The sequence below is a fragment of the Cupriavidus sp. FW306-01-F10A genome, assembly GCF_058782785.1.
Window position 1 is genome coordinate 344053 of record NZ_JBYSYA010000004.1, and the last position, 23971, is coordinate 368023.

At 69.1% G+C, this 23971-nt stretch carries 22 protein-coding genes; 5 read left to right on the top strand and 17 right to left on the bottom strand.

What is annotated here, in order from left to right; translation table 11 throughout:
- Window positions 1-37 precede the first annotated feature (37 nt).
- The 7 genes from AC3WLF_RS08870 to AC3WLF_RS08900 all read right to left on the bottom strand — a co-directional run bounded on the left by AC3WLF_RS08870 (window position 38) and on the right by AC3WLF_RS08900 (window position 6148).
- Window positions 38-1276, bottom strand: coding sequence for a UbiH/UbiF/VisC/COQ6 family ubiquinone biosynthesis hydroxylase (locus AC3WLF_RS08870; protein ID WP_492358100.1), 1239 nt, complete (start codon window positions 1274-1276; stop codon window positions 38-40).
- A complete protein-coding gene (locus AC3WLF_RS08875; protein WP_010813884.1) occupies window positions 1257-1736 on the bottom strand; it encodes a hypothetical protein in 480 nt (159 codons plus the stop codon). The genes AC3WLF_RS08870 and AC3WLF_RS08875 overlap by 20 nt, the downstream gene beginning before the upstream one ends.
- On the bottom strand, window positions 1733-3136 hold the full coding sequence (locus tag AC3WLF_RS08880) for an aminopeptidase P N-terminal domain-containing protein (protein ID WP_492317674.1): 1404 nt from the start codon (window positions 3134-3136) through the stop codon (window positions 1733-1735). The genes AC3WLF_RS08875 and AC3WLF_RS08880 overlap by 4 nt, the downstream gene beginning before the upstream one ends.
- A 106-nt stretch (window positions 3137-3242) precedes the next feature.
- A complete protein-coding gene (gene murU, locus AC3WLF_RS08885; RefSeq protein WP_011614547.1) occupies window positions 3243-3986 on the bottom strand; it encodes an N-acetylmuramate alpha-1-phosphate uridylyltransferase MurU in 744 nt (247 codons plus the stop codon).
- Window positions 3986-4309, bottom strand: coding sequence for an AzlD domain-containing protein (locus AC3WLF_RS08890; protein ID WP_010813881.1), 324 nt, complete (start codon window positions 4307-4309; stop codon window positions 3986-3988). Before AC3WLF_RS08890 ends, murU begins: the two co-directional genes overlap by 1 nt.
- Complete coding sequence (locus AC3WLF_RS08895; protein ID WP_492317672.1) at window positions 4306-5109, bottom strand: AzlC family ABC transporter permease; 804 nt, start codon at window positions 5107-5109, stop codon at window positions 4306-4308. Before AC3WLF_RS08895 ends, AC3WLF_RS08890 begins: the two co-directional genes overlap by 4 nt.
- Before the next feature lie 4 nt (window positions 5110-5113).
- Entirely contained in the window at window positions 5114-6148 is a 1035-nt protein-coding gene (locus AC3WLF_RS08900) for an aminoglycoside phosphotransferase family protein (RefSeq protein WP_492317671.1), read from the bottom strand.
- 216 nt (window positions 6149-6364) lie between these two features.
- On the opposite strand from AC3WLF_RS08900, the gene AC3WLF_RS08905 reads away from it, so the two are divergent.
- From AC3WLF_RS08905 to trpS, 5 genes are all read left to right on the top strand, one after another.
- Window positions 6365-8806, top strand: a complete 2442-nt coding sequence (locus AC3WLF_RS08905) for an LPS-assembly protein LptD (protein WP_492351642.1) — start codon at window positions 6365-6367, stop codon at window positions 8804-8806.
- A 9-nt stretch (window positions 8807-8815) separates the two neighbouring features.
- Window positions 8816-10291, top strand: coding sequence for a peptidylprolyl isomerase (locus AC3WLF_RS08910; RefSeq protein ID WP_492351641.1), 1476 nt, complete (start codon window positions 8816-8818; stop codon window positions 10289-10291).
- Between the two features lie 29 nt (window positions 10292-10320).
- Window positions 10321-11424 carry a 4-hydroxythreonine-4-phosphate dehydrogenase PdxA gene (pdxA, locus tag AC3WLF_RS08915; protein WP_492358092.1) on the top strand — a complete coding sequence of 368 codons (1104 nt, stop codon included), beginning with the start codon at window positions 10321-10323 and terminating at the stop codon, window positions 11422-11424.
- A gap of 17 nt (window positions 11425-11441) precedes the next feature.
- Window positions 11442-12284, top strand: a complete 843-nt coding sequence (gene rsmA, locus AC3WLF_RS08920) for a 16S rRNA (adenine(1518)-N(6)/adenine(1519)-N(6))-dimethyltransferase RsmA (protein WP_018312802.1) — start codon at window positions 11442-11444, stop codon at window positions 12282-12284.
- Window positions 12285-12347: 63 nt separating this feature from the next.
- A complete protein-coding gene (trpS, locus tag AC3WLF_RS08925) occupies window positions 12348-13382 on the top strand; it encodes a tryptophan--tRNA ligase (protein ID WP_492297307.1) in 1035 nt (344 codons plus the stop codon).
- 52 nt (window positions 13383-13434) lie between these two features.
- Here the strand turns inward: trpS and AC3WLF_RS08930 are convergent, their stop codons facing one another.
- The 10 genes from AC3WLF_RS08930 to AC3WLF_RS08975 form a co-directional block, all read right to left on the bottom strand.
- Window positions 13435-14340 carry a DMT family transporter gene (locus AC3WLF_RS08930; protein ID WP_492317668.1) on the bottom strand — a complete coding sequence of 302 codons (906 nt, stop codon included), beginning with the start codon at window positions 14338-14340 and terminating at the stop codon, window positions 13435-13437.
- A 12-nt stretch (window positions 14341-14352) separates the two neighbouring features.
- Window positions 14353-14760, bottom strand: coding sequence for a lactoylglutathione lyase (gloA, locus tag AC3WLF_RS08935; RefSeq protein WP_492317667.1), 408 nt, complete (start codon window positions 14758-14760; stop codon window positions 14353-14355).
- Window positions 14761-14843: 83 nt separating this feature from the next.
- The gene (locus AC3WLF_RS08940; protein WP_492317666.1) at window positions 14844-15704 is read right to left on the bottom strand and encodes a M48 family metallopeptidase; all 861 of its coding nucleotides are present in this window, start codon (window positions 15702-15704) and stop codon (window positions 14844-14846) included.
- Entirely contained in the window at window positions 15701-16465 is a 765-nt protein-coding gene (locus AC3WLF_RS08945) for a lysophospholipid acyltransferase family protein (RefSeq protein WP_492317665.1), read from the bottom strand. Before AC3WLF_RS08945 ends, AC3WLF_RS08940 begins: the two co-directional genes overlap by 4 nt.
- Before the next feature lie 45 nt (window positions 16466-16510).
- Window positions 16511-17098, bottom strand: coding sequence for a D-glycero-beta-D-manno-heptose 1,7-bisphosphate 7-phosphatase (gene gmhB / locus AC3WLF_RS08950; protein ID WP_010813869.1), 588 nt, complete (start codon window positions 17096-17098; stop codon window positions 16511-16513).
- A 21-nt stretch (window positions 17099-17119) separates the two neighbouring features.
- Window positions 17120-19243 (bottom strand): glycine--tRNA ligase subunit beta, encoded by a 2124-nt coding sequence (gene glyS, locus AC3WLF_RS08955; RefSeq protein WP_492317664.1) that lies wholly within the window; start codon window positions 19241-19243, stop codon window positions 17120-17122.
- Window positions 19244-19279: 36 nt separating this feature from the next.
- Complete coding sequence (locus AC3WLF_RS08960) at window positions 19280-19909, bottom strand: hypothetical protein (RefSeq protein WP_492358093.1); 630 nt, start codon at window positions 19907-19909, stop codon at window positions 19280-19282.
- Window positions 19906-20853 (bottom strand): glycine--tRNA ligase subunit alpha, encoded by a 948-nt coding sequence (gene glyQ / locus AC3WLF_RS08965; protein ID WP_492317662.1) that lies wholly within the window; start codon window positions 20851-20853, stop codon window positions 19906-19908. Before glyQ ends, AC3WLF_RS08960 begins: the two co-directional genes overlap by 4 nt.
- Window positions 20854-21444: 591 nt before the next feature.
- Window positions 21445-23055, bottom strand: a complete 1611-nt coding sequence (lnt, locus tag AC3WLF_RS08970) for an apolipoprotein N-acyltransferase (protein WP_492317661.1) — start codon at window positions 23053-23055, stop codon at window positions 21445-21447.
- The gene (locus AC3WLF_RS08975; RefSeq protein ID WP_010813864.1) at window positions 23052-23939 is read right to left on the bottom strand and encodes a CorC family transporter; all 888 of its coding nucleotides are present in this window, start codon (window positions 23937-23939) and stop codon (window positions 23052-23054) included. The genes lnt and AC3WLF_RS08975 overlap by 4 nt, the downstream gene beginning before the upstream one ends.
- Between the last annotated feature and the right edge of the window lie 32 nt (window positions 23940-23971).

A 23971-nucleotide genomic window follows, 5' to 3' on the forward strand; every position in this document is an offset into this window, starting at 1 on the left:
CGCCGCCATGCGCGTGGCGCTTGCGCCACTGGCGAGGTCAGCGACGCATCCCGAACATCATGTGGCGCGCCAGCGCGTGCCGCAGCGGCGGCAGGCAGGCCAGCACGGCCAGCGACGCGCCCCGCGCGTGCGCGGCCAGCGGGTAGGAGATGCCGAACACGCGTGGCAGCAGGTCGGTCACGCCGATGGTGACGGCGCGGTCGAGCCGGTGGCGGCTGGCGAAGGCTTGCAGCGCCTGCGGCGTGCAGGCGCTGCGCAGCGAATCGGCCAGCGCGAAGGCGTCGCGCAAGCCCAGGTTGAGCCCCTGTCCGGCCACCGGGTGCAGCGTTTGCGCGGCATTGCCGACGGCCGCCACGCGGCCGTTGACGGTCACCGGGGCCGCATTCAGGCCGAGCGGGAAGGCATGGCGCTTGCCGGCCAGCGTGAAATGGCCCATGCGGTCGCCAAAGGCCCGGCCCAGTTCCGCCGCGAACTCCGCTTCCGGCAGCGCGATGCGCCGCGCGGCCTGCTCCGGCGGGCAGCACCACACCAGCGCATAGCCCGGCACGCCGTGCTCCTCGTGCGGCAGCAGCGCCAGCGGGCCTTCGTCGGTAAAGCGCTCCCAGGCCCAGCCCGGCTGCGGGCGCGAGCAGGTCACATGGGCGATCAGCGCGGTCTGGCGATAGTCGCGCGTGCGCGCGCCGCGACCCTGGTGGGCGGCCTGCTGGTGGAACAGCCCGCCCTCGGCCTGCACCACCAGGCGCGCGGCCAGGTGCTCCACCTGGCCGTCGTGGCCGGTGCCGGCCAGTCGCACGGCGCCGGCATCGGGATCGTCCGCGGCGCTCGGCGCGGGCTCCTGTGCGATCTGGTCGATGCGGGTCTCGAACACGCGCTGCAGCCGGTCTTCGCCCGCCGCCTGCGCGGCATGGGCGAGCGCGCGCTCCAGTGCCTCGCACAAGTCGCCGTAGCGGACCACGTAACCGAGCGCCGGCACGCCGTAGTCGTCATGGTGCAGCCGCACATGGCCGAAGCGGCCGCGCTGCGAGACATGGATATGCTCGATCGGGCTGCCGGGCACCGGCCAGGCGCCGATCTGCTCCAGCAGCTGGCGGCTGCCATGCGACAGCGCGATCGCGCGCGGATCGCGCGCGGCGCGCGCCGGCGTGGCGGCATCGACCAGTGTCAGGCGCCAGCCGGTAGTGCGGAGCAACTGGCAGGCCAGCGCCAGCCCGACCGGGCCGCCGCCGACGATGGCGATATCGCGCAGGCTTTGGAAATCAGGCTGCGCGGCCGGCATCGTCGCTGCCTCCTGCATGACCCGCATCCGCCTCCGTTGGTGCTGCCGCATCGCGCTTCCAGCAGATCGCATCCGAGCGCGACTTGCCGGCCGCAGCGTCGCGCAGCGCGTTCTCGAGCTTCTGGTGGTTGAAACCCGGCAGTGCGCGCAGCTGCTCAAGCAGTGCACCATGGTTGGCGGCATTCAGCGGCGCCACGCAGCCCTGGCCCGAATCGGGCGTGCCGATCAGGATCAGCCAGGCCGTGCCGGCCCAGGGCGCGCGGTCGGACACCCGCACCACCACGCGCTCGAGCGTGTCCCAGGCGACTTCCTCGCGCTGGCCGTCGGGGCGGTGCACCACCACGCGGTCGTCGTACAGGTTGATGATGAAGGGTTCGGACGGATCGGGCCGGCGGTCGCTGCCAGCATTGCTGCCGCTGCGGGCCTGGCCCGGAAAGATCCTGCGCAGCCAGCCGATCATCGCAGACCTCCGGCAACGCTCGCGTTGTCGCGCATCAGCGCCTCGATCTCGTCGGCCAGCACCGGCACGCCGCGCGTGATCAGCTCGCAGTCGCCCTCGGTGACCACGGCGTCGTCCTCGATGCGGATGCCGACATGCCAATAGCGCTCGGGTATGTCCTCGGCCGGGCGCACATAGATGCCGGGCTCGATGGTCAGCACCATGCCCGGCTGCAGCGGTCGCCACGGACGCTCGCCTTCGCCGCCGTGGCTGGCCACGCGGTATTCGCCCACGTCATGGACATCCATGCCTAGCCAGTGGCCGGTGCGGTGCATGTAGAAGCGGCGGTAGCTGCCGCTGGCGAGCACATCGTCGAGCGTGCCCTCCTTGTTGCGGTCGAGCAGGCCGGTATCGAGCATGCCCTGTGCCAGCACGCGCACGGCGGCGTCATGCGGCACGTTGTAGGGCACGCCGGCGCGGGTCTCGGCAATGGCGGCGTCCTGCGCGGCCACCACCAGGTCGTACAGCTCTCGCTGCGCCGGCGAGAAGCGGCCCGAGACCGGGAAGGTGCGGGTGATGTCCGAGGCGTAGCCGTCGAACTCGCAGCCGGCATCGATCAGGCAGAGGTCGCCGTCCCTCAGTTCGGCGGGGCCGGCGCGGTAGTGCAGCACGCAGGCGTTGGGGCCGGCCGCGACGATCGAGTTATAGGCCACGCTCTGCGCGCCATGGCGGCGGAACTCATAGAGCAGTTCCGCCTCCAGGTGGTATTCACGCAGCCCGGCGCGGGTGGCCTGCATGGCCCGCACATGGGCCCCGGCGGAGATCTGCGCCGCGCGGCGCATGGTGGCCAGCTCGCCGGCATCCTTGAACAGGCGCATTTCATCGAGCACGGTGCGGATGTCGAGCGCAACCGACGGCGCGGCCACCCCGGCGCGGCCCTGCATGCGCACGGCGTCCATCCAGCGCCGCATCTGCACGTCGGTGCGGGTCGAGTCGGCCAGCGGGTAGGCGATCTGCGCGCGGTTGGCCAGCAGCGGCGGGAGCGCGGCGTCGATCTCTTCGACCGAATGCGCTTCATCGAAGCCGAACGCGGCGCGCGCGCCATCCGGGCCGAAACGGAAACCGTCCCAGATCTCGCGCTCTTCATGCTTGGGGCGGCAGAACAGGATGCTGCGGTCGGCATCGGCGGGGTCGCCCGGCGCGCCGGCCACCAGCACCAGCACGGCATCGGGCTCGGTAAAGCCGCTCAGGTAATAGAAATAGCTGTCGTGCCGGTACGGGTAGTCGCTGTCGCGGTTGCGCATGGCTTCCGGCGCCGTGGGCAGGATCGCCACGCCGCCGCCGCCGGCGCGCAGGTGCTGCAGCACACGGGCGCGGCGGTCGCGGCAGGCGGCGAGGAGGGCGTTGTCGGGTGAGGACATGGTAGGGCCTGGGATGAGGAGGATCAGGGCGATTCTACCGCCGCTGGCGCCTCGCTGGCCGCGGGATCGTCCGGGCGCCTTGCCAGCCCCCGCCCAGTCAGTCGACCTAGCGCCCGTGCGCCGCCACAGGCGCTGCTGTCGCAAGCGCCGCATCCAGCTCGGCCAGCTGCGCCGGCGTGCCCACGTTCTCCCAGCGTCCGTCGAAGCGTTCGCCGGTAGCGGCGCCGGCCTCGATGGCCTCCCAGTAGTAGGGTGTCATCGGCATTTTGGTGCCAGGTTCGATGGCGGTGAAGAGGCGCGTGTCGTACAGGCCGATATTGCCGAATGTCAGCCGTTCGCCACCGTTGGCCAGTGTCCCGTCGAGCGTCAGCAGCCCGTTCGGTTGCAAGGTGAAGTCGCCGTTCGGGTGAAAGTCCGGGTTGGGCACCATCACCAGGTGCATGCGCGGGGCGGGCGCGCCGGCCATGTCGTGCGCGCGAGGCAACAGCCTGCGGAAGTCGTAGTCGCAGAAAATGTCGCCCGACACGGCCAGGAAGATCTCGCCGCGCTCCGGGTGCGCGGACAGCAGCGGCAGGGCCTGTGCGATGCCACCGGCGGTTTCCAGCGCAGTGCCCTCGGCAGAATAGGCCAGCCGCACGCCAAAACGGCTGCCGTCTCCCAGCGCGGCTTCGATCTGTCCGCCCAGCCAGGCATGGTTGATGACGATGTCGCGCAGGCCGGCACGCGCCAGCGCCTCGATCTTCCAGACGATCAGTGGCTTGCCGCCCACTGCCAGCAGCGGCTTGGGGCAGGTATCGGTCAACGGACGCATGCGGTCGCCGCGGCCGGCGGCGAAGATCATGGCCTTCATCAGAACAGAGCCTCCAGGGCAAGCAGCGCGGCCATGCCACCGGCGATGGTCCAGCCCACGCTGCGGGTTCGAGCGGCGATCAGGATGGCCACCACGCCGGCCACCAGCCGCGCGTTGGCGGGGGTGAGGGCAAGCTCGCCATGCTGCATCAGCAGGTCAGGGGCGATCAGCGCCGACAGCATCGCTGCCGGCACGAACTGCAGCGCGGTGCGGAACCACGACGGCAGCCGCACGCGGCCTTCCACGGCGATGAACGACAGGCGGATCAGGAAGGTCGCCAGGCCCGCGGCAAGGAAGACCCACAGCAGGGTCATCGCACTCATGCGGCCTCCTTGCCGGCTGTTCCGCCTGGCGTGGCATCGGCGCCACGGCTGGCCGGGCGTTGCCCGGGGCGGTTGCCGCGGCCCAGCACCAGCATGCCCACGGCAATGCCGCCGAGCGCCGCCACCATCAGCCCGAGCTTGTGCGGCAGGCTGTAGCAGGCCACCGCCAGCACGCTGGCGGCCAGCGCCGCGGCCACGTGCGAGCGGTGCTTCAGGCCCGGCACGATGATGCCGATGAAGGTCAGCGGCAGGAAGAAATCGAGCGGCCAGTCGCGCGGCACCTGGGCGCCGACCAGCACGCCGGCCAGCGTCGACAGCTGCCAGCTGGCCCACAGCGCGAAGCCGCCGCCGAAGTAGTACCAGTGGCGGTAGCGGGCGCGCGGGCCGCTGTCGCCAAGCCGGTGCGTCATCGCGGCAAAGGCTTCGTCGGTCAGCAGGTAGGCGATCAGCGCCTTCCAGCGCCGCGGCAGGTGCGCGAGCGTGGGCGCGATGGTGGCGGAATACAGCGCGTGGCGCAGGTTGACCATGGCCACCGTCAGCGTGATCACCACTGCCGGCGTGCCGGCAGTCCACAACTGGGTCAGGATCATCTGCGAGGCGCCGCCGAACACAACCACGCTCATCGCGCAGGCCAGCCACGCCGGCATGCCGGCGCCGACGGCCAGCACGCCGTAGATCAGGCCGAACGGCACCACGCCCAGCAGCATCGGCGCGAGCGCGCGCGCGCCGGCCAGCCATTCGCCGGCGGCGGTGATGGCGGGCGCGCGGTGGTCGGGCAGAACGGGCTGGTTGTCGGGCACGGCGTCAGAACGTGTAGCCGGCCGGGCTGGCCACGCCTTCGAGCGCGTCCAGCAGCCGGATCAGCTTGCGCAGTTCGGTGTAGCGGCCGGCCACCTGGCGGGTGTACTTCATCACCAGCGGCAGGTTGGCCAGGTAGCCGTCCTTGCCGTCGCGGTGGTACAGGCGGGCAAAGATGCCCAGCACCTTGAGGTGGCGCTGCAGGCCCATCCACTCAAAATCGCGATAGAACTCGCCAAAGTCGGCGCTGACCGGCAGGCCGGCCTTGCGCGCGCGCTCCCAGTAGCGGATCAGCCAGTCCAGCTGCTGCTCCTCGTCCCATTCGATATAGGCGTCGCGCCACAGCGAGACCGCGTCGTAGGTGATCGGGCCGATCACCGCGTCCTGGAAGTCGAGTACGCCCGGGTTGGCGCCGCCGTCGAGCACCATCAGGTTGCGCGAGTGGAAATCGCGGTGCACGTAGACCTGCGGCTGCGCCAGGATATTCGCGAGTAGCGCTTCAGTCACTTCGCGCAGGTCCGCCTGCTGAGCCTCGGTCAGGGTGGCGCCGAGGTGCCTGGCCACATACCACTGCGGGAACAGGTCGAGCTCGCGCTGCAGCAGCGCGCGGTCGTAGGCCGGCAGCTCGCCGGGGCGGGTGGCGGCCTGGATGCGGACCAGCGCGGCGGCCGCGTCGGCGTACATGCCGTGGGCGGTGGAGTCATCGAGCCGCGACAGGTAGGTCTGGTTGCCAAGGTCGGCCAGCAGCAGGAAACCCTGCTCCAGATCCTGCGCCAGCACGGTCGGCACGGTCACGCCGGCCGCGCCGAACAGCCCGCATACGTGGATGAACGGGCGGCAGTCCTCGTGCGCCGGCGGGGCGTCCATCACGATGGCGGTGGGATGCGCCGGATGGCCGGTGCTGACGCGGAAATAGCGCCGGAAGCTGGCGTCGGCCGAGGCGGGGGCGCAGGAATCGGGATCGGCGGACCAAGTCGGGCCAAGTCCGGATACCCAGGCCTTGAGCTGGTCCAGGCGCGGGTCGTGGGGGAGAGCTGCCATACAGATACGTGTGGGGAACGGGCGCAGAGTGGAAACGTAAATGAAACCGAAAGTAAGCGGGAAGGCGACCCTAGGTTGCCCCGTATAATACCCGACCAGACCCGGGCGCCGGGCGGCCCCCGGGTGGGGCCATTCGGTGCCCCGCAGCCTGCTCCGGCGGGGGCTGGCGGCTTGCAGGCGGGCCGCAGCCGACGCCGAGACTGACAACCCGTGCGAATGACCGAACAACGACGATCACCGAACAACAGGGCCTTGCCTTCGCCTGCCCCAACCAGCGTTCCTGCCCGAGCCAGGCGCGCCGGCGGCCTGCACGCGGGCGCGCTGCGGCCGCTGGTGCTGGCCATGGCCAGCCTTTCGGCCGGCGCACACGCGCAGATGTCCGGTTCGGCGATCCCCGATCTCGACCAGGTCGAGCCGGTGTTCGAAGCCGCGCCGAAAGCGCCGCCGCTTCCCGTGGAATCCGGCGAACTGGTGCCGCGGCTTGCCGAACCCGGCAAACAGTCTGACGCCGGCTCCGACGCCCCGACCTTTATCGAGGCCGACCGCATGACCGGCTACAGCGAGCGCGGCGTCGAGCTGGAAGGCCATGCCGAGCTGCGCCGTGACGGCGGTGCGATCAAGGGCGACAAGCTGACCTACGACCAGGACACCGACGAAGCCTTCGCGCAGGGCAATGTGCGCATGTCGCGCAGCGGCACGCTGGCGGTCGGCCCCGAGGCGCGGATGAAGGTCGAGGCCAACGAAGGCTATATGCTGTCGCCGGACTATTATTTCCAGCAGACCGGCGGCTCGGGCAAGGCCGAGCGCATCGACTTCCTGGACAAGGACCGCAGCACCGCCAGGCACGCGTCATACACCACCTGTTCGCCGGACAACGCCGACTGGTATTTCAGCGCGAACCGGATCGACCTGGACAACGACCGCCAGGTGGGCGTGGCCTACGGCGGCGTGCTGAATTTCTTCGGCGTGCCGATCGCGGCGGCGCCGGCGTTCAGCTTTCCGCTGAACGACGACCGCCGCAGCGGTTTCCTGCCGCCGCTGATGGGCTACAGTTCGCGTGCGGGCTTCGACCTGACCACGCCGTACTACGTCAATATTGCGCCAAACCGCGACCTGACCATTTATCCACGGCTGATGACCGAGCGTGGCCTGCAGCTCGGCGGCGAGTACCGCTATCTCGGTCAGGGCTACAGCGGGCGCCTGCGCGCCGAGTTCCTGCCGGACGACAAGAGGACCAATTCGGACCGCTGGGCCTACTCGATCCAGCATAGCCAGAACCTGGCCAAGGGGCTCAATGCCTACCTGAACGTGAACCGGGTATCGGACGACCGATATCCGGACGACTTCAACCGCAGCGTTGCGCAGTCCGCGCAACGCCAGTACACGCAAGAAGGCGGCGTTACCTACAACTGGCAGGATTTCACGCTGTTGGCGCGGGTGCAGAAGTTCCAGACGCTGCGTCCCAGCGAACCCTCGTACGAGCGCGTGCCGCAGCTCAACGGCAAGTACATCCGCTATGACCTGGGCGGTTTCGACGTGCAGGTGGAAGCGGACTATACGCGCTTCCGCATTCCGCTGACGTCCACCGGCTTCCAGCAGCCGCAGGGCGAGCGCATGTATATTCAGCCGAGCATCAGCTACCCGATCGTGCGGGCGGGCTGGTTCGTGACGCCGAAGGTTACCTTCAACGCGGCGCAGTACCAGATGGAGGCGGCTTCCAATGCGCCTACGGCGCAGAATAACTTCTCGCGCGTGCTGCCGACCATGAGCCTGGATTCGGGCATGACGTTCGAGCGCGAAGCACCGACTGTCAGCCGCCTGTTCGGCGTGAACTATGTGCAGACGCTGGAGCCGCGCCTGTTCTACGTGTACACCCCGTTCCGCGACCAGAGCCAGTTCCCGCTGTTCGACACGGTGCAGTCCGACTTCGGCTACGGGCAGATCTTCAGCGAGAACCCGTTCACCGGCTACGACCGCGTCGCCGACAACAACAAGCTGACCGGCGGCCTGACCACGCGCCTGATCGAAGCCGACACCGGAATCGAGCGCTTCCGTGGCACCATCGCGCAGCGCTACGACTTCACCGGCCAGCGCGTGCAGATCAACGGCACGCTGGCGGATCCCAAGGCGGGTTTCTCGGACCTGCTGGCGGCCACCACCATCCAGATGTTCCGCGGCTATTACCTGGACGCGGGCGTGCAGTACAACCCGGACAGCGACCGGATCAACTACGGCAACGTGGCGGTCTCTTACCGGCCCGAGTCGCGCAAGGTGATTAATGCAGGCTACCGCTACCGCCGCCCGACTTCGGTGACCGACAACACCGCGATCGACCAGTTCGAGGTGTCAAGCCAGTGGCCGATCACGCGCCGTGCCTACGGCATCGCACGCTTTGCCTTCGACCTGACCGCGAGCCAGATGGTCGATGCGCTGGCCGGCGTCGAGTACGCCGCCGACTGCTGGGTCGGCCGCGTGGTCTACCAGCGCTTCCGCAACACCACGCAAGGCTACACCGGGCGGGTCTTCCTGCAGGTGGAGTTCCGTGGCCTTTCCAAGATCGGTTCCAACCCGTTGAACATCCTGCGCCTGAACGTGCCCGGCTATGAGCCGGTGTCGGCCAAGCCGGTGCCGACGACCCAGTTCGATCACTATGAATGACGGATTACGATGAAACGTCAAGAATTCGCCGTGTTTTCCTTTCTCCTGACGTCCTGGCACCGCTTGCTGCTGCCGGCCGTGCTGGCCGCCATGACGGTGCCGGCTGCGGCGCAGCTCAAGGCGCCCGGGACGGCGCCGCGCTCCAGTGGCATCTTCGTGCCGCAGGCGTCTGACGTCGCGGCGCCGTCGAGCCAGCCCAAGCTGGGCGTGCCCCAGGCCGGGGGCCAGAAGCGTTCGCAACTGGTCGACGAAGTGGTCGCGGTCGTCAACAACAGCGTGATCACGCGGCGCGAGCTGCTCGACCGTGCCGATGAAATCGAAGGCCAGCTGCGTGCCGCCGGCCGCCCGGCGCCCGCGCGCGCCGACCTGCTGGGCGAGGTGCTTGAGCGCCTGGTAATGGAGCGCGTGCAGACCCAGGCCGCGCAGGAGGCCGGCATCCGCGTGACCGACCAGGAAATCGACCGTGCCATCGAATCGGTGGCACAGCAGAACCGGCTGAACGCGACCGAGCTGCGCCGCCGCGTCGAGGCCAGCGGCATGACCTGGACCAAGTACCGCGAGGAACTGCGCAAGCAGGTGCAGGTGATCCGCCTGCGCGAGCGCGAGGTCGATTCCAAGGTGCAGGTCTACGACGGCGAGATCGACAACTACCTGGCGGCCCGCGGCGGACAGGGCGCCGCCAGCGGCCCGACCGAATACAACGTGGCGCAGATCCTCGTGCGCGTGCCCGAGAATGCCTCGGACGCACAGAAGCAGGCGCAGCGCGCCAAGGCCGAAGGGCTGCTCAAGCAGGCCCAGGGCGGTGCCGACTTCGCACAGCTGGCGCAGGCCAACTCCGAGGGCCCCGAGGCGGCCCAGGGCGGCGCGATGGGCTTCCGCGAGATCGGCCGCCTGCCGGCACTGTTCGCCAACGCCGTGGTCGACCTGCAGGCTGGCGGGGTGGCGCCGCAGGTGGTGGAGAGCGCGGCGGGCTTCCATGTGGTCAAGCTGGTGGCCAAGCGCGCGGCGCCGGCATCCGGCCCGGCCGCGGCCTCGAAGATCACCCAGACCCAGGTGCGCCATATCCTGATCCGCACCGGCCCCAACATGCCCGAGGCCGAGGCGCGCCGCCAGCTCAGCACGCTGCGCGACCGCATCACCCACGGCGGCGATTTTGCCGACGCGGCCAAGCGCTTCTCGCAGGACGGCTCGGCGCAGAACGGCGGCGACCTCGGCTGGGTCTCGCCGGGAGAGCTGGTGCCCGAGTTCGAGCAGGCCATGAGCCGTCTGCGCCCGAACGAGATCTCGGAGCCGGTGGTCACGCAGTTCGGCGTGCACCTGATCCAGGTGCTCAACCGGCGCGAGACCGAGATGTCGCCCGAGAAGCAGCGCGACTTCGCCCGTGCCGAAGTCCGCGAACAGAAGCTGCGCGCAGCCTATGATGACTGGGTGCGCCAGCTGCGTTCGCAGGCGTACGTGGAGTACCGGGTCAACCGGCAGCGCTGAAGCGCCGGTCCCCGATCCGCTGACCTGACATGCCCGACCCGCTAGCCCTTGCCATCTCGACCGGAGAACCCGCCGGCATCGGTCCCGATATCACCATCGGGGCGTTGCTGCAGCTGGCGGGCGCCAACAATGGCGTCGGCGGCGGGCAATACCGCTTCCATGTGCTGGGCGATGCCCGCCTGCTGGCCGACCGCGCGGCGGCGCTGGGCGCCACGCACGCCTGGGAGCGGCGCATTGCCGACGGCGACGTGGTGGTCGAGGATATCCCGCTGGCGGTCGCGTGCGAGGCCGGGCGGCTCGACGCGCGCAACGGCCCCTATGTGCTGAAGCTGCTCGATGCCGCCATCCGCGGCTGCCGCGCGCGCGGCAAGGCCGCGCCCCGGTATGCCGCAATGATCACGGCGCCGGTGCAGAAGAGCACCATCAACGACGCCGGCGTCCCCTTCACCGGCCATACCGAATACCTGGCCGAGAGCGCCCGCGTGCCGCGCGTGGTGATGATGCTGGCCGGCCCGCAGCCCGCGCACGACGGCGCCATGCTGCGCGTGGCGCTGGCCACCACCCACCTGCCGCTGCGCGCGGTGCCCGATGCGCTGTCGGTGCCGCTGCTGGTGCAGACGCTGTCGATCATCGATGCCGACCTGCGCCACTACTTCGGCATCTCGCGGCCGCGCATCCTGGTCACGGGCCTGAACCCGCACGCCGGCGAAAGCGGCCATATGGGCCGCGAAGAGATCGACATCATCACGCCCGCGCTGGCGCAGGCAAAAGATGCCGGCATCGACGCGCGCGGGCCCTTTCCGGCCGACACGCTGTTCCAGCCGCGCCACCTGCGCGATGCCGACTGCGTGCTGGCGATGTACCATGACCAGGGGCTGGCGCCATTGAAATACGGCACCTTCGGCCACGGCGTGAATATCACGCTGGGGCTGCCCTTTATCCGCACCTCGGTGGACCATGGCACCGCGCTCGACCTTGCCGGCACCGGCCAGGCCGAACACGGCAGCATGATCGAGGCCATCCGCAGTGCGGTCACCATGGCCGGCCACGCCAATGGCCGGCGCCCTGGCAGCAACGGTGCCACGGGCAGCCATCCTGGCCACACCCATTCCGGCCTGCAGCCGCCATGCTGAAGCTGGACGAATAACCCATGCGTTCAAACGTGCACCAGGGCCATGTGGCCCGCAAACGATTCGGGCAGAACTTCCTGGTCGACGACACCATCATCCACGGCATCGTCAATGCCATCAGCCCGCAGGCCGACGACGTGCTGGTCGAGATCGGTCCCGGTCTGGGCGCGCTGACCGACCCGCTGCTCGAACGGATCCCGCAGATGCAGGTGGTTGAGCTGGACCGCGATCTGGTCGAGCGCCTGCGCCGCCGCTATGGCGAGCGCCTGCAGGTCCACGCCGGCGATGCGCTGGCGTTCGATTTCGACAAGCTCGCCGTGCCCGGCCGCCCGCTGCGCATCGTCGGCAACCTGCCGTACAACATCTCCAGCCCGCTGCTGTTCCACCTGATGGATTTCGCCGACCAGGTGCGCGACCAGCACTTCATGCTGCAGAAAGAGGTGGTGGAGCGCATGGTGGCCGAACCCGGCAGCAAGGCCTTCGGCCGGCTCTCGATCATGCTGCAGGTGCGCTACTACATGGAACACGTGCTGGACGTACCGCCGGGCGCCTTCAATCCGCCGCCCAAGGTCGATTCCGCCGTGGTCCGCATGATCCCGTGGCCGCGCCACAGCGACGGCCGGCTGCGTTCGCCGCATGCCGATTGCGACATCACCGTGCTGGGCGACGTGGTCACTGCAGCGTTCTCGCAGCGGCGCAAGGTGCTGCGCAACACGCTCTCGTTCCTGCGCGACCAGGTCGACTTCGATGCGATGGGCTTCGACCTCGGCCGCCGCGCCGAGGAAGTGCCCGTCGGCGAATATGTCGAACTGGCCCGGCGCCTCGGTGGTACGCCATCCGGCCAGGCCGGACAGGCCGCCTGAGGCCCGCACATCCCGATTCCCGAATCCCGAGTTTCCCGCGACTATTTCGTGCAAGACCGTCCCATGACAGCCCAGACCCAAACCAACCGGCGTCCCGTGATCCTGACCGGCGACCGTCCCACCGGCCCGCTGCACCTTGGCCACTATGTCGGCTCGCTGAAGAGCCGCGTGACGCTGCAGGACACGCATGAGCAATACGTGCTGCTGGCCGACACCCAGGCCATGACCGACAACGCGCACGATCCCGACAAGGTGCGCCGCAACGTGCTGGAAGTGGCGCTGGACTACCTGGCCGTGGGCATCGACCCGGCCAAGACCACCATCACCGTGCAGTCGCACCTGCCGGCGCTGGCCGAGCTGACGCTGATGTACCTGAACTTCGTCACGGTGGCGCGGCTCGAGCGCAACCCGACCATCAAGGAAGAGATCCAGGCGCGTGGCTTTGGCCGCGACATCCCGGCCGGCTTCCTGTGCTACCCGGCATCGCAGGCCGCGGACATCACTGCCTTCAAGGCCCACGTGGTGCCGGTGGGCGAAGACCAGGCGCCGCTGATCGAGCAGACCAACGAGATCGTGCGCCGCATCAACCACCAGGTCGGCCGCGAAGTTCTGCCCGAATGCAAGGCCCTGATCCCCGAGTTCGGCCGCCTGCCTGGCGTCGACGGCAAGGCCAAGATGAGCAAGTCGCTGGGCAACGCGATCGCGCTGGGGGCTTCGCCCGAGCAGATCAAGGCTGCGGTGCACAGCATGTACACCGACCCCAACCACCTGCGCGTGTCGGACCCGGGCCAGGTCGAGGGCAACGTGGTGTTCACCTACCTGGATGCGTTCGATCCCAACACCGAGGAAGTCAAGGCGCTGAAGGAGCACTACCAGAAGGGCGGCCTGGGCGACATGGTGCTCAAGCGCCGCGTCGAGGGCATCCTGCAGGACATGCTGGCCCCGATCCGCGCGCGCCGCGAAGAACTGGCCAAGGATCCGGACTATGTGTTCGACATCCTGCGCCAGGGCACCGCGAAGGCACGCGCGCTGACCCAGCAGACGCTGGACGAAGTGCGCGACGCGCTCGGCATGTTTTCGTTCGAGGCACGCCGCTGAGCGTCAGGCAGCGGCGGCTCCGGCCGCCGCAGTATTGCGCTTGCCGCGCCGCTCAGGCGCGGCGATTGACCAGCACGATGCCGGCCAGCACCAGGAGTGCCGCCATGGCAAAGCGCGGGCCCACCGCGTCGTGCATCAGCACCACGCCGAAGGCGACCCCGAACAGCGGCGTCAGGAAGGAAAATACCGACAGCCGCGACGCCAGGTAGCGCCGCAGCAGCCAGAACCAGGTCAGGTAGCTGGCAAACGCGATCAGCACTGACTGGTAGAACAGGCTCGCCAGCACCACCCCGTCGATCTGCACGGTTGCGGTCTGGCCGGCGGCCACCGCCATCGCCAGCAGCATCACCGCGGACACCGCCAGCTGGTACAGCAGGGTCTTGCTGGCCGGGGCGCTGGCCAGCGGGCTGGCGCGCACCACCACGGTGGTGGCAGCCCACAGTGCGCCGGCGAGGATGCCAAGCGCATCGCCCAGCAGCGTGCTGCCCTGCGCCGACGGCGCGGCAATGCCATCGGCAAAGGCCAGCGCCATGCCCGCGAACGCGAGCGCCACGCCCAGCCATTGCCCGGTGTGCAAGCGCTCGCCCGGCACCACGAAATGCAGGCCCAGCGCGGTGAAGATCGGCGCGGTGTACAGGAACACCGCCATGCGCGAGGCCGTGGTGTGTCCCAGCCCGACGAAGATGCAGAAGAACTCTGCGCCGAACAGCAGCCCGGCCAGCAAGCCGGCGTTCAGCGTGCCGTCGCGCCGCCACAGCGGCGTGCCGCGCCAGGCGGCAAAGCCGAACACCAGCAACGCCGCCACCGCCGAGCGCACGCCGGCCTGCAGCACCGCGCCCATCAGCGGCGCGGTGACCTTGATCACCACCTGCTGCAGGCCCCAGGCGGCGCACAGCACCACCATCAGGCCCACGGCGATGCCGTCGAGCGGCTGCCGGGTCAGGGCTTGCGTGCTCATCGTCAGCGTCCGTCAGGGACGGCTGGCGTCGCGGGTGGAATGGCGCTCGATCAGTTCGATCTTGTAGCCGTCCGGGTCTTCGACAAAGGCGATCACGGTGGTGCCGCCCTTGACCGGGCCGGCTTCGCGCGTGACCTTGCCGCCGGCGGCGCGGATGCGCTCGCAGGCGGCCGCGGCATCGTCGGTCTCCAGCGCGATATGGCCGTAGGCCGTGCCCAGGTCATACTGGTCGACGCCGTAGTTGTAGGTCAGCTCCAGCACCGCGGTCTCGCTCTCGGGGCCGTAGCCGACGAAGGCGAGGCGGTACTTGTACTCAGGGTTGTCGCTCTGGCGCAGCAGCTGCATGCCGAGCACGCGGGTGTAGAAATCGATGGAGCGCTGCATGTCGCCGACGCGCAGCATGGTGTGGAGGAGTCGCATTTGAGGGCCTTCAACTGTTTTAGGTATAGGAAGGCGCCATTTTAGTGCGTTTGGCCGAAACGTACCGGCCCGCTCCCGCTCGCTCAGAATGTCGGCAACAGCTCGGGCGGGTGCGCCCGCAGTTGCGCGCGCGCATCGCGGAACTCGGGGAAGATCGATTCCACGGTCTGCCAGAAACGCGGGCCGTGGTTCATTTCCTTCAGGTGCGCCAGCTCGTGCGCGGCGACATAGTCGATCATCGACAGCGGGAAATGCATCAGGCGCCAGTTCAGCCGGATCTTGCCGTCGGCGGTGCAGCTGCCCCAGCGCGTGGCGGCCGAGGTCAGCGCAAAGCCGGTGTGGCGCACGCCCAGCTTGTCGGCGTAGATATCGAGGCGCTCGGCCAGCAGCCGGCGCGCCTGCTGCTGCAGCCAGCCCTGCACGCGGTCCTTGATCTGCTGCTCGTCGGCATGGCCCGGCAGCGCCAGGTGCAGCACGCGGCGGTCGGCATCGAACAGCAGCGCGCCGAGCGGCGACTCCAGCGACAGCGTCAGCGGCTGCCCCAGGAAGGGCAGGCTGGCGCCGTCGCGCCATTGCACCGTGGGCAGGATGCGGCGCGACTCGCGGTGGCGCCACTCGCCCAGCTTGTTGAAGATCCAGCGCTGTTTTTCCAGGATGGCCGACTCGATGTCCGCCAGCGTGACCCAGCGCGGCGCCGTGATCGACAGGCCGCGGTCGTCGATGGTGAAGCCGATGGTGCGGCGCGCCGAGCGCTTGAGCGTGTAGTGCAGCGGCCGTTCGCCGATACGCAGCAGGCGTGCGTTGGGTTGCGGCACCGGCCAGGCGGGCTGCTGCGGGGGCTCCGGCGCAAGCGGGGCCGCAGGCTGCGGCGCCTGGGCGGACTCCGCCAGCGGCAGCTCCAGCTGCGCGCCGTCGGCGTCGGTGGCGGGTCGCAGCAGCTTCATGCGGCGGGCCCGGCCGGGGCCGCGCTCCGGTAGCTCTGCGGATCGATGCGGCGCATGTCGCGCTCGATCCATTCCGCCACCTCCTGGTTGAGCTGGTCCGCGGTCTTGTTGGCCGAGGCGATCGCCGGGCCGACCGAGATCGTCACCATGCCCGGGTGCTTCAGGAACGAATTGCGCGGCCACACCCGGCCCGAGTTGACCGCCATCGGCAGCACCCAGGCGCCGGTTTCCACCGCCAGGCGCGCGCCGCCGCTCTTGTAGCGTGCCTTCTCCAGGCCCGAAGGCGTGCGCGTGCCTTCCGGGAACATGATGATCCAGGCGCCTTCGGCCAGCCGCTCGCGGCCCTGGCGCGCGGCCGAGGCGAAGGCGCGGGTGCCTTCCTTGCGGTTGATATGGACCATCTTCAGCATGCCCAGCGCCCAGCCGAAGAACGGCACCAGCAGCAGCTCGCGCTTGAACACGAAGCACAGCGGCTTGGGCATCAGCGCCACGTAGGCCACGGTTTCCCAGGCTGACTGGTGCTTGGACAGCAGCACCACCGGCTTGTCGAGCATCACGTCCATATGCTCATGGCCTTCGATGCGGTATTGGATGCCGCAGATGCCGCGCGCGGCCCAGATCACCAGCAGGGGCCAGCCGCGCACGAAGCGGAAGCGCTGGTCGGCATTCATGAACGGGAACACCAGGAAGCAGGCGCAGGCGTACGGCGGCGTCAGCACCAGCAGGTACAGCGCAAACAACAGGGAACGGAGAAACGTCATGCGGGGGGGCGCGCGGGGGTGCGAATAGGGAATGGATGCGGGCGGTCAGCCGGCGCTATGAGTGGGCGGGCGCTGTGCGCCGCCGTTGCCGGTCAGCCAGCGCGCAAACGCGAGCAGGTCGTCGTGCACTTGCGTGCCCGGCGGCAGGGCGCCCTGGTCGAGGGTCTTCTGGCCCTTGCCGCTGCGTACCAAGTGCGGCGCGCAACCGACCGCCACGCCGGCTTCCAGGTCGCGCAACGAATCGCCAACGATGGGCACGCCGCGGAGCTCGATGCCGAAGCGCTCGCTGATCTGCTCCAGCATGCCGGGCTTGGGCTTGCGGCAATCGCAGCCGTCCGCGGCGGTATGCGGGCAGAAGAACACCGCGTCGACGCGCCCGCCCAGGCGCGCGAGCAACGTGTGCATCTTCTCGTGCATGGCGTTGAGCGCGCTCATCTCGAACAGCCCGCGGCCGATGCCGGACTGGTTGCTGGCGAGGACCACGCGGTAGCCGGCCTGGTTCAGCGCGGCGATGGCCTCAAGGCTGCCGTCTATCGGCACCCATTCATCGGGCGTCTTGATGAACTGGTCGCTGTCGAGGTTGACCACCCCGTCGCGGTCCAGGATGACAAACTTGGGCGGCGTCTGCGGCATGTGCGGCTCCGGTGGCTGAGATCAGGCGGCCAGCTTGGAGATGTCGGCCACGCGGTTGGCCATCGCGTGCAGCGAAGCCAGCAGCGCCAGGCGGTTGGCGCGCAGCTGCGCGTCCTCGGCCATCACCATCACATCATTGAAGAAACGGTCGACGGCATCGCGCAGCTGGGCCAGGTCGCGCAGCGCGGCGGTGAAATCGCCGCTGGCGAAGGCGGCTTCCACGGCCGGGCGCACGCGCTCGATGGCGGCGTGCAGCGCGCCTTCGGCCTCTTCCCGGAACAGCGTCGGATCGACCGTGCCGACCGGCTCGGTGTTCTTGCGCAGGATGTTGGTGATGCGCTTGTTGGCGGCGGCCAGGGCCTCGGCCTCGGGCAGCGCGGCAAAGGTGCGCACGGCTTCCATGCGGCCCAGGATGTCGTGCAGCTGGTCCGGGCGCAGGCTGACCACGGCCTCGACTTCGTTGGTGGTGTAGCCCTTGTCCTTCAGGTAGCCGCGCACGCGGTCGTACAGGAAGTCGGCGATCGCCTCGGGTGCCGGCTTGACTGCAGCGATGCCGGCAAAGGCCTGCTGCGTCAGCGCCAGCATCGACGTCAGCGACAGCGCCAGCGGCTTTTCGATCAGCATGCGCAGGATGCCCAGCGCATGGCGGCGCAGCGCGAACGGATCCTTCTCGCCGGTGGGCTGCAGGCCGATGCCCCAGATCCCGACCAGGGTCTCGAGCTTGTCGGCCAGCGCCACGGCGGTGCTGACCGCACCTGCGGGCAGCGCATCGCCGGCAAAGCGCGGTCGGTAGTGTTCGGAGCAGGCCAGCGCCACGTCTTCGGCTTCGTCGTCGTGGCGGGCATAGTACGTGCCCATGGTGCCCTGCAGCTCGGGGAACTCGCCGACCATGTCGGTCAGCAGGTCGGCCTTGGCCAGTTCGGCGCCGCGCATCGCGGCGGCCTTGTCGGTAGGCACGCCGACTGCGTTGAGCGCATCGGCGATATGGCCGGCGATCTGCTGCAGGCGCTGCACGCGGTCCAGCTGGGTGCCGATCTTGTTGTGGTAGACCACGCTGGCCAGCTGCGGCACGCGCGACGCCAGCGTCTTCTTGCGGTCCTGGTCGAAGAAGAACTTGGCATCGGCCAGGCGCGGGCGCACCACGCGCTCGTTGCCGGTGATGATCGACTGCGGCGTCTCGGTGGCCAGGTTCGACACGATCAGGAAGCGGTTGCGCAGGTGGCCGTCGGCATCGGTCAGCGCAAAGTACTTCTGGTTGGTCTGCATGGTCAGGATCAGGCATTCCTGCGGCACTGCCAGGAAGGCTTCCTCGAAATGGCAGGCATAGACCACCGGCCATTCCACCAGCGAATTGACTTCATCGAGCAGCGGCTCGGGCATGATCACCTGGTCGGCGCCGGCTTCCTTGAGCAGCGCGGCGCGCATGCGCTCGCGGCGCTCGGCGTAGCTGGCGACCACGTGGCCGGCGGATTCCAGCCGCTGCGCATAGTCATTGGCATGCGCGATCTCGATCACGCCATGCGACAGGAAGCGGTGGCCCTGGGTCAGGTTGCTGGCCTGCAGCCCCAGCAGCGTCACCGGCAGGATCTCGGCGCCGAACAGTGCGATCAGGCTGTGCGCCGGGCGCACGAAATGCACGGTGCTGCCGTCCGGGCGCTGGTAGCTCATGACCTTGGGGATCGGCAGCTTCGCAATGGTGTCTTCCAGCGCTGCCTGCACCGCGGCAGCCAGTTCGGCGCCGCGTGCGGTATAGCGGTAGAAGAAGGCCTCGGCCTTGCCGTCGGAGGCGCGCTCCAGCGACTGCCAGTCGATCTCGGCAACGCCGACCGACTTGGCCAGCGCAGCCAGCTTCTTGGCCAGCGGCGCGGTGGGCTCGCCGTTGGCGTCCAGCGCCACCGACAGCGGCAGGACCTTCTCGCGCTGCTCGCGGTCCGGCGCGCTGCGGCGCACGCCCGACACCAGCGCGGCCAGGCGGCGCGGGGTGGCGAACGGCGTCACGGTGGCGCCCGGCTCAAGCAGGTCGCGCTCGCCCAGGCCGGCGAACAGGCCCTGCGCGAAGGCGTCGCCCAGGCGCGCCAGCGCCTTGGGTGGCAGCTCTTCGGTGAACAGTTCGATCAGCAGCGAGTCGGTCATGGGTTGCGACATGAATCGTATCCAACAGGTTGTAGCGCGCGCCGCTTATCAGCAGCGTGGCGAAAGATTAGGTTCCACTCCGGACAGCAGCCACAGGCCGTTCTGTTGCCGGAATTGCAGCGTGGTGTAGGCGCATTGCGCGGCCGCCGCGGCGCTGGCCGCGCCGTTGCCGCCGCCGCGGCTGCCTGCAGCCGGGAAGCGTGCGTCGATGCGGCGCAGGCGCTTGTCGTAGCGGATCTCGTCGATGCGCCCGCCCACCCAGAAATCGATCTTCGGCGGCAGCTGCGCCGCCGAGTAGTAAGTCTTGACCGTGCGGCGGGTGCGGCCGTTGTGGGTCTCCATCTCCACCCACGTCAGCGGGTAGCGGATCGCGCTTTCATAGGCGCGCAGCGGCACGCGGTGCCAGCCCAGGTCGCGCTGGCCGGACAGGTCGCACGAGAACGAGCGCACCAGCTGCGTCCACTGGTCGAGCGCATTCAGCGACGGGCGCCATTGGCGCGCCATGGCCAGCTGCAGCGCCTGCGGATCGGCCTCGCACACATTGCTCAGTTCGGCCGGCAGCATCAGCACCTGCGCGCTGGGTGCCGCCTGCGCGCGCGCGCCGATGGCATTGCCGGCGGCGGCGAGCGCGGCGATCGCCGTGGCGCAGCACAACGCGCTGCGCGCCAGTTGCGTCATGCCCGGGCTCCGCCGTTGCCGCACATCGGGAAGCCGAGGGCCTCGCGCGAGTCGTAGTAGGCCTGCGCCACCTGGCGCGACAGGTTGCGGATGCGGCCGATATACGCCGCGCGCTCGGTCACCGAGATCGCGCCGCGCGCGTCCAGCAGGTTGAAGGTGTGGGCGGCCTTGAGCACCTGCTCGTAGGCGGGCAGCGCCAGGCGCGTGCCGGCGGCCTGGCCTTCCTCGGTGCCTTCGCCGTTGCCCATCAGCCGCTTGGCCTCGCCTTCGTGCTCGGCGAAATGGCGGAACAGGATCTCGGTGTTGCTGTGCTCGAAGTTGTAGGTCGACTGTTCGACTTCATTCTGGTGGTACACGTCGCCATAGGTCAGGCGGCGCGTCTCGCCGTTCTCGACCCACTCGGTCCAGATCAGGTCATAGACGTTCTCGACCTTCTGCAGGTACATCGCCAGGCGTTCGATGCCGTAGGTGATCTCGCCGGTGATGGGCTTGCAGTCGATCCCGCCCACCTGCTGGAAGTAGGTGAACTGCGTCACTTCCATGCCGTTGAGCCAGACTTCCCAGCCCAGGCCCCAGGCACCCAGCGTGGGGTTCTCCCAGTCGTCCTCGACGAAGCGGATGTCGTTCTGCTTCAGGTCCAGGCCGAGCGCCTCGAGCGAGCCCAGGTACAGCTCCAGGATGTTCTCCGGCGCGGGCTTGAGCACCACCTGGTACTGGTAGTAGTGCTGCAGGCGGTTGGGGTTCTCGCCATAGCGGCCGTCCTTGGGGCGGCGCGACGGCTGCACGTAGGCGGCGCGCCACGGCTCGGGGCCGAGCGCGCGCAGGAAGGTGTGTACGTGGGATGTGCCGGCGCCGACCTCCAGATCGATGGGTTGCAACAGCGCGCAGCCCTGCCGGTCCCAATAGGCCTGCAGGGTCAGAATCATTTGTTGGAAGGTCAGCATATGAAGACTAGGTAGAGGCACCCGGGCGCGGTCGCGGCGCCCGGCATGCAGGCCGCGCGGCGCGTGCCGGAGCCGGCGCATGCGGATTTTGCCAAACCCTGAATTCTATCGGCTTTTTGGCGAGGCGCCCCGTTTGGCGGGGCCGGCTAGGTCACGCACCGATGGTGGAGGATGCCCGCCAATGTCGGTCCTACGCAACGCATCGGGAAAATACCGAGGCGGATTTCAGGTTTGGCCGCTGCTGGCCGATAACGTTTTTGTATACAGTATGAGTAAGCAACCCGTTTCAGAGCGTTGCGATTGACAGTCCGTGCCGGCATGGCGGGCACGGCGGCTGCTGGCTGGCACCGCAGTGGCCGTTTGTCGGTAACTGATTATTGATGGGGACTTGGCATCATGGCACTTCTTTCTCGCAAACCTTACCTGGTCGCAATCGCGGTCATGATCGCCGCGGCCACCGTGTCCGTGGCGACCGGGCTGCTGAACTGAACCGGCTGGCGCTCACCTGAGGCGCCACCACCGGCACCGCAATCCAGCGCCGGACGGCGGCGGCGATCCCGCCGCGTCCGGTGCCTGCGCCAGCCTGTGCCTTCAGCCTGCACCGCGCAGCTTGCGCATACGCCAGGCAGCAAGCCCCAGCACCAGTGCAAACAGCGCCAGCACCGGCGCGTTCCCCCAGCGGATATAGGGCGTCAAGCCCTGCATGCCCTGCACCTCGGCCGCCAGCGTGCCGACCGTGAAGGTCGGCAGGCGTTGCTGCACCGAGCCGTCCGGACGCACCACCGCAGTCATGCCGGTATTGGTCGAGCGCAGCATCGGCCGGCGCGTTTCCAGTGCGCGCATGCGCGAGATCTGCAGGTGCTGGTCCAGCGCGATGGTGTCGCCGAACCACGCCAGGTTGGTCAGGTTGGCCAGGACATTGGCCGGCGCCGGCTGCTGGCGCAGCGTCTGCGCGATCTCCTCGCCGAACAGATCCTCGTAGCAGATATTGGGCGCCACGCGCACGCCGCGCACCGGCAGCGAGGCCTGGTCGAGCCCGCCGCGGCGGAAGTCGCCCAGCGGCATCTTCATCATGTCGACGAACCAGCGGAACCCCAGCGGGATGAATTCGCCGAACGGCACCAGGTGGTGCTTGTTGTAGCGGTACAGGCGTTCGGTCTCGGGGCCCAGGCCGAAGACGCTGTTGGTGAAGTCCACCGGCGAGTCGGCGCCGGCGGCGCCGAACAGCACCGTGGTGCCGCTGGCCAGCGCGTAGTCGCGCACCGCCACGGCCACGTCGACCGGCAGCTCCTGCAGGATGACCGGGAACGCGGTTTCCGGCGTGACCACGAGGTCGGCCGGCGCGGCGGTGATCATGTCGCGGTACAGCTCGATCGAGCGCTGGATGCCGGCGGGCTCGAACTTGATGTCCTGGGCCACGTTGCCTTGCAGCAGCCGCACCGACAGCGGCTTGCCGGCGGGCGTGGTCCAGGCCAGCGGCGCCAGCGCGGCGCCCGCGGCGGGCAGGGCCAGTGCCAGTGCCAAGGCGCCCAGCGCCCGGCCGCGCTCGCCGCGGCCCAGCCCGCGTACGGCAGCCGCCAGCAGTGCCGCCACCGCGGCTGCCAGGGCGCCGATGCCGTATACGCCAAGCAGCGGCGCGAAGCCGGCCAGCGGGCCATCGGCATGGGCATATCCGCCCGACAGCCACGGGAAGCCGGTAAACACCACGCCGCGCAGCCATTCGGTGAGACCCCAGGCAGCGCCGAAGGCCAGCGGCGCCAGCAGCGTGGCCCCGGGCAGGCGCGCCGTCAGCCGATGCCACAGCGCGCCGGCCAGCGCCGGGTAGAGCGACAGGAAGCCAGAGAACAGCACCACCGCGAGCGCGGCCATCCACGCCGGCATCTCGCCGTAGACGTGCATGCTGATATAGAGCCACCAGATGCCGGACAGGAACCAGCCCAGCCCGAAGGCGTAGCCAGTGGCGGCGGCCAGGCGCGCGCGCGGCGCGTCGGCCATCAGCGCGGCCAGGCCGGCCAGCGACAGGATCTGCAGCCACCACCAGTCATGGGGGGCGAAGGCTTGCGTATGGGCGATGCCGAGCACGCCGGCCAGCAGCAGCCGCGCCATGGTCGCCGTGCGCGAATGCGCGCGCGTGCCAGGCACACCCGCCGGGGCGGCGTCGGCAGCGGCGGCGCCGTTGAGGATCGGGGCGGAACGCTTCATGCGCCGGCCGCGCCCGCGTTGTCGCCGTTGGATTCCCGGTGCACCTGCAGCAGGTGCACCTGGCGCGCGTCGGCGCGCAGCACCTCGAAGCGGATCGGCGGCAGGGTGATGACCTCGCCGCGGTGGGGCACGTGGCCCACGTGGTTGGACAGCAGCCCGCCCACGGTATCGACGTCGTGGTCGGAGAAGGCGGTGCCGAAGGCGTCGTTGAACTGGGCGATCTCGGTCAGGCCGTGCACGCGCCAGCTGCCGTCGGGCATTGGCAGGATATTGTCCTGGTCTTCGTCGAGGTCGAACTCATCCTCGATGTCGCCGACGATCTGCTCCAGCACGTCCTCGATCGTCACCAGGCCGGCCACGCCGCCGTACTCGTCGACGACCATGGCGATATGGTTGCGGTTGATGCGGAAGTCGCGCAGCAGGATGTTCAGGCGCTTGGACTCGGGGATGAACACCGCCGGGCGCAGGGTCTCGCGCAGGTCGAAGGCGGGGTCGGTGTAGTAGCGCAGCAGGTCCTTGGCCAGCAGGATGCCGATGATGTTGTCACGGCTGCCTTCATAGACCGGAAAGCGCGAGTGCGCGGTCTGCTGCATGAAGGGGATGAACGCCTCCGGGGCATCCGCGATATTGACCATATCCATCTGCGCGCGCGGCACCATGATGTCGCTCGCGGTCAGTTCGGAGACCTGGAACACGCCCTCGATCATCGACAGCGAGTCGGCGTCGATCAGGTTGCGCTCATGCGCTTCCTGGAGCACTTCGAGCAATTCCGCGCGGGTGTCCGGCTCGGGGGAAATCAGGTCTGACAGGCGTTCGAGAAGCGATCTGGGACGATCGGCCTGCTTCAGGTAAGCGGGCTTCGAACTGGGATAAGGGTCGTTCATTTCGCGGCGAGCGCGTGGTGGAGATCGTCTGA

Coding starts and splice junctions, on each gene's coding strand:
- AC3WLF_RS08870 (WP_492358100.1), bottom strand. CDS start 1,276: ATGCCGGCCGCGCAGCCTGATTTCCAAAGCCTGCGCGATATCGCCATC.
- AC3WLF_RS08875 (WP_010813884.1), bottom strand. CDS start 1,736: ATGATCGGCTGGCTGCGCAGGATCTTTCCGGGCCAGGCCCGCAGCGGC.
- AC3WLF_RS08880 (WP_492317674.1), bottom strand. CDS start 3,136: ATGTCCTCACCCGACAACGCCCTCCTCGCCGCCTGCCGCGACCGCCGC.
- murU (WP_011614547.1), bottom strand. CDS start 3,986: ATGAAGGCCATGATCTTCGCCGCCGGCCGCGGCGACCGCATGCGTCCG.
- AC3WLF_RS08890 (WP_010813881.1), bottom strand. CDS start 4,309: ATGAGTGCGATGACCCTGCTGTGGGTCTTCCTTGCCGCGGGCCTGGCG.
- AC3WLF_RS08900 (WP_492317671.1), bottom strand. CDS start 6,148: ATGGCAGCTCTCCCCCACGACCCGCGCCTGGACCAGCTCAAGGCCTGG.
- AC3WLF_RS08905 (WP_492351642.1), top strand. CDS start 6,365: ATGACCGAACAACGACGATCACCGAACAACAGGGCCTTGCCTTCGCCT.
- AC3WLF_RS08910 (WP_492351641.1), top strand. CDS start 8,816: ATGAAACGTCAAGAATTCGCCGTGTTTTCCTTTCTCCTGACGTCCTGG.
- pdxA (WP_492358092.1), top strand. CDS start 10,321: ATGCCCGACCCGCTAGCCCTTGCCATCTCGACCGGAGAACCCGCCGGC.
- rsmA (WP_018312802.1), top strand. CDS start 11,442: ATGCGTTCAAACGTGCACCAGGGCCATGTGGCCCGCAAACGATTCGGG.
- trpS (WP_492297307.1), top strand. CDS start 12,348: ATGACAGCCCAGACCCAAACCAACCGGCGTCCCGTGATCCTGACCGGC.
- AC3WLF_RS08930 (WP_492317668.1), bottom strand. CDS start 14,340: ATGAGCACGCAAGCCCTGACCCGGCAGCCGCTCGACGGCATCGCCGTG.
- gloA (WP_492317667.1), bottom strand. CDS start 14,760: ATGCGACTCCTCCACACCATGCTGCGCGTCGGCGACATGCAGCGCTCC.
- AC3WLF_RS08940 (WP_492317666.1), bottom strand. CDS start 15,704: ATGAAGCTGCTGCGACCCGCCACCGACGCCGACGGCGCGCAGCTGGAG.
- AC3WLF_RS08945 (WP_492317665.1), bottom strand. CDS start 16,465: ATGACGTTTCTCCGTTCCCTGTTGTTTGCGCTGTACCTGCTGGTGCTG.
- gmhB (WP_010813869.1), bottom strand. CDS start 17,098: ATGCCGCAGACGCCGCCCAAGTTTGTCATCCTGGACCGCGACGGGGTG.
- glyS (WP_492317664.1), bottom strand. CDS start 19,243: ATGTCGCAACCCATGACCGACTCGCTGCTGATCGAACTGTTCACCGAA.
- AC3WLF_RS08960 (WP_492358093.1), bottom strand. CDS start 19,909: ATGACGCAACTGGCGCGCAGCGCGTTGTGCTGCGCCACGGCGATCGCC.
- glyQ (WP_492317662.1), bottom strand. CDS start 20,853: ATGCTGACCTTCCAACAAATGATTCTGACCCTGCAGGCCTATTGGGAC.
- lnt (WP_492317661.1), bottom strand. CDS start 23,055: ATGAAGCGTTCCGCCCCGATCCTCAACGGCGCCGCCGCTGCCGACGCC.
- AC3WLF_RS08975 (WP_010813864.1), bottom strand. CDS start 23,939: ATGAACGACCCTTATCCCAGTTCGAAGCCCGCTTACCTGAAGCAGGCC.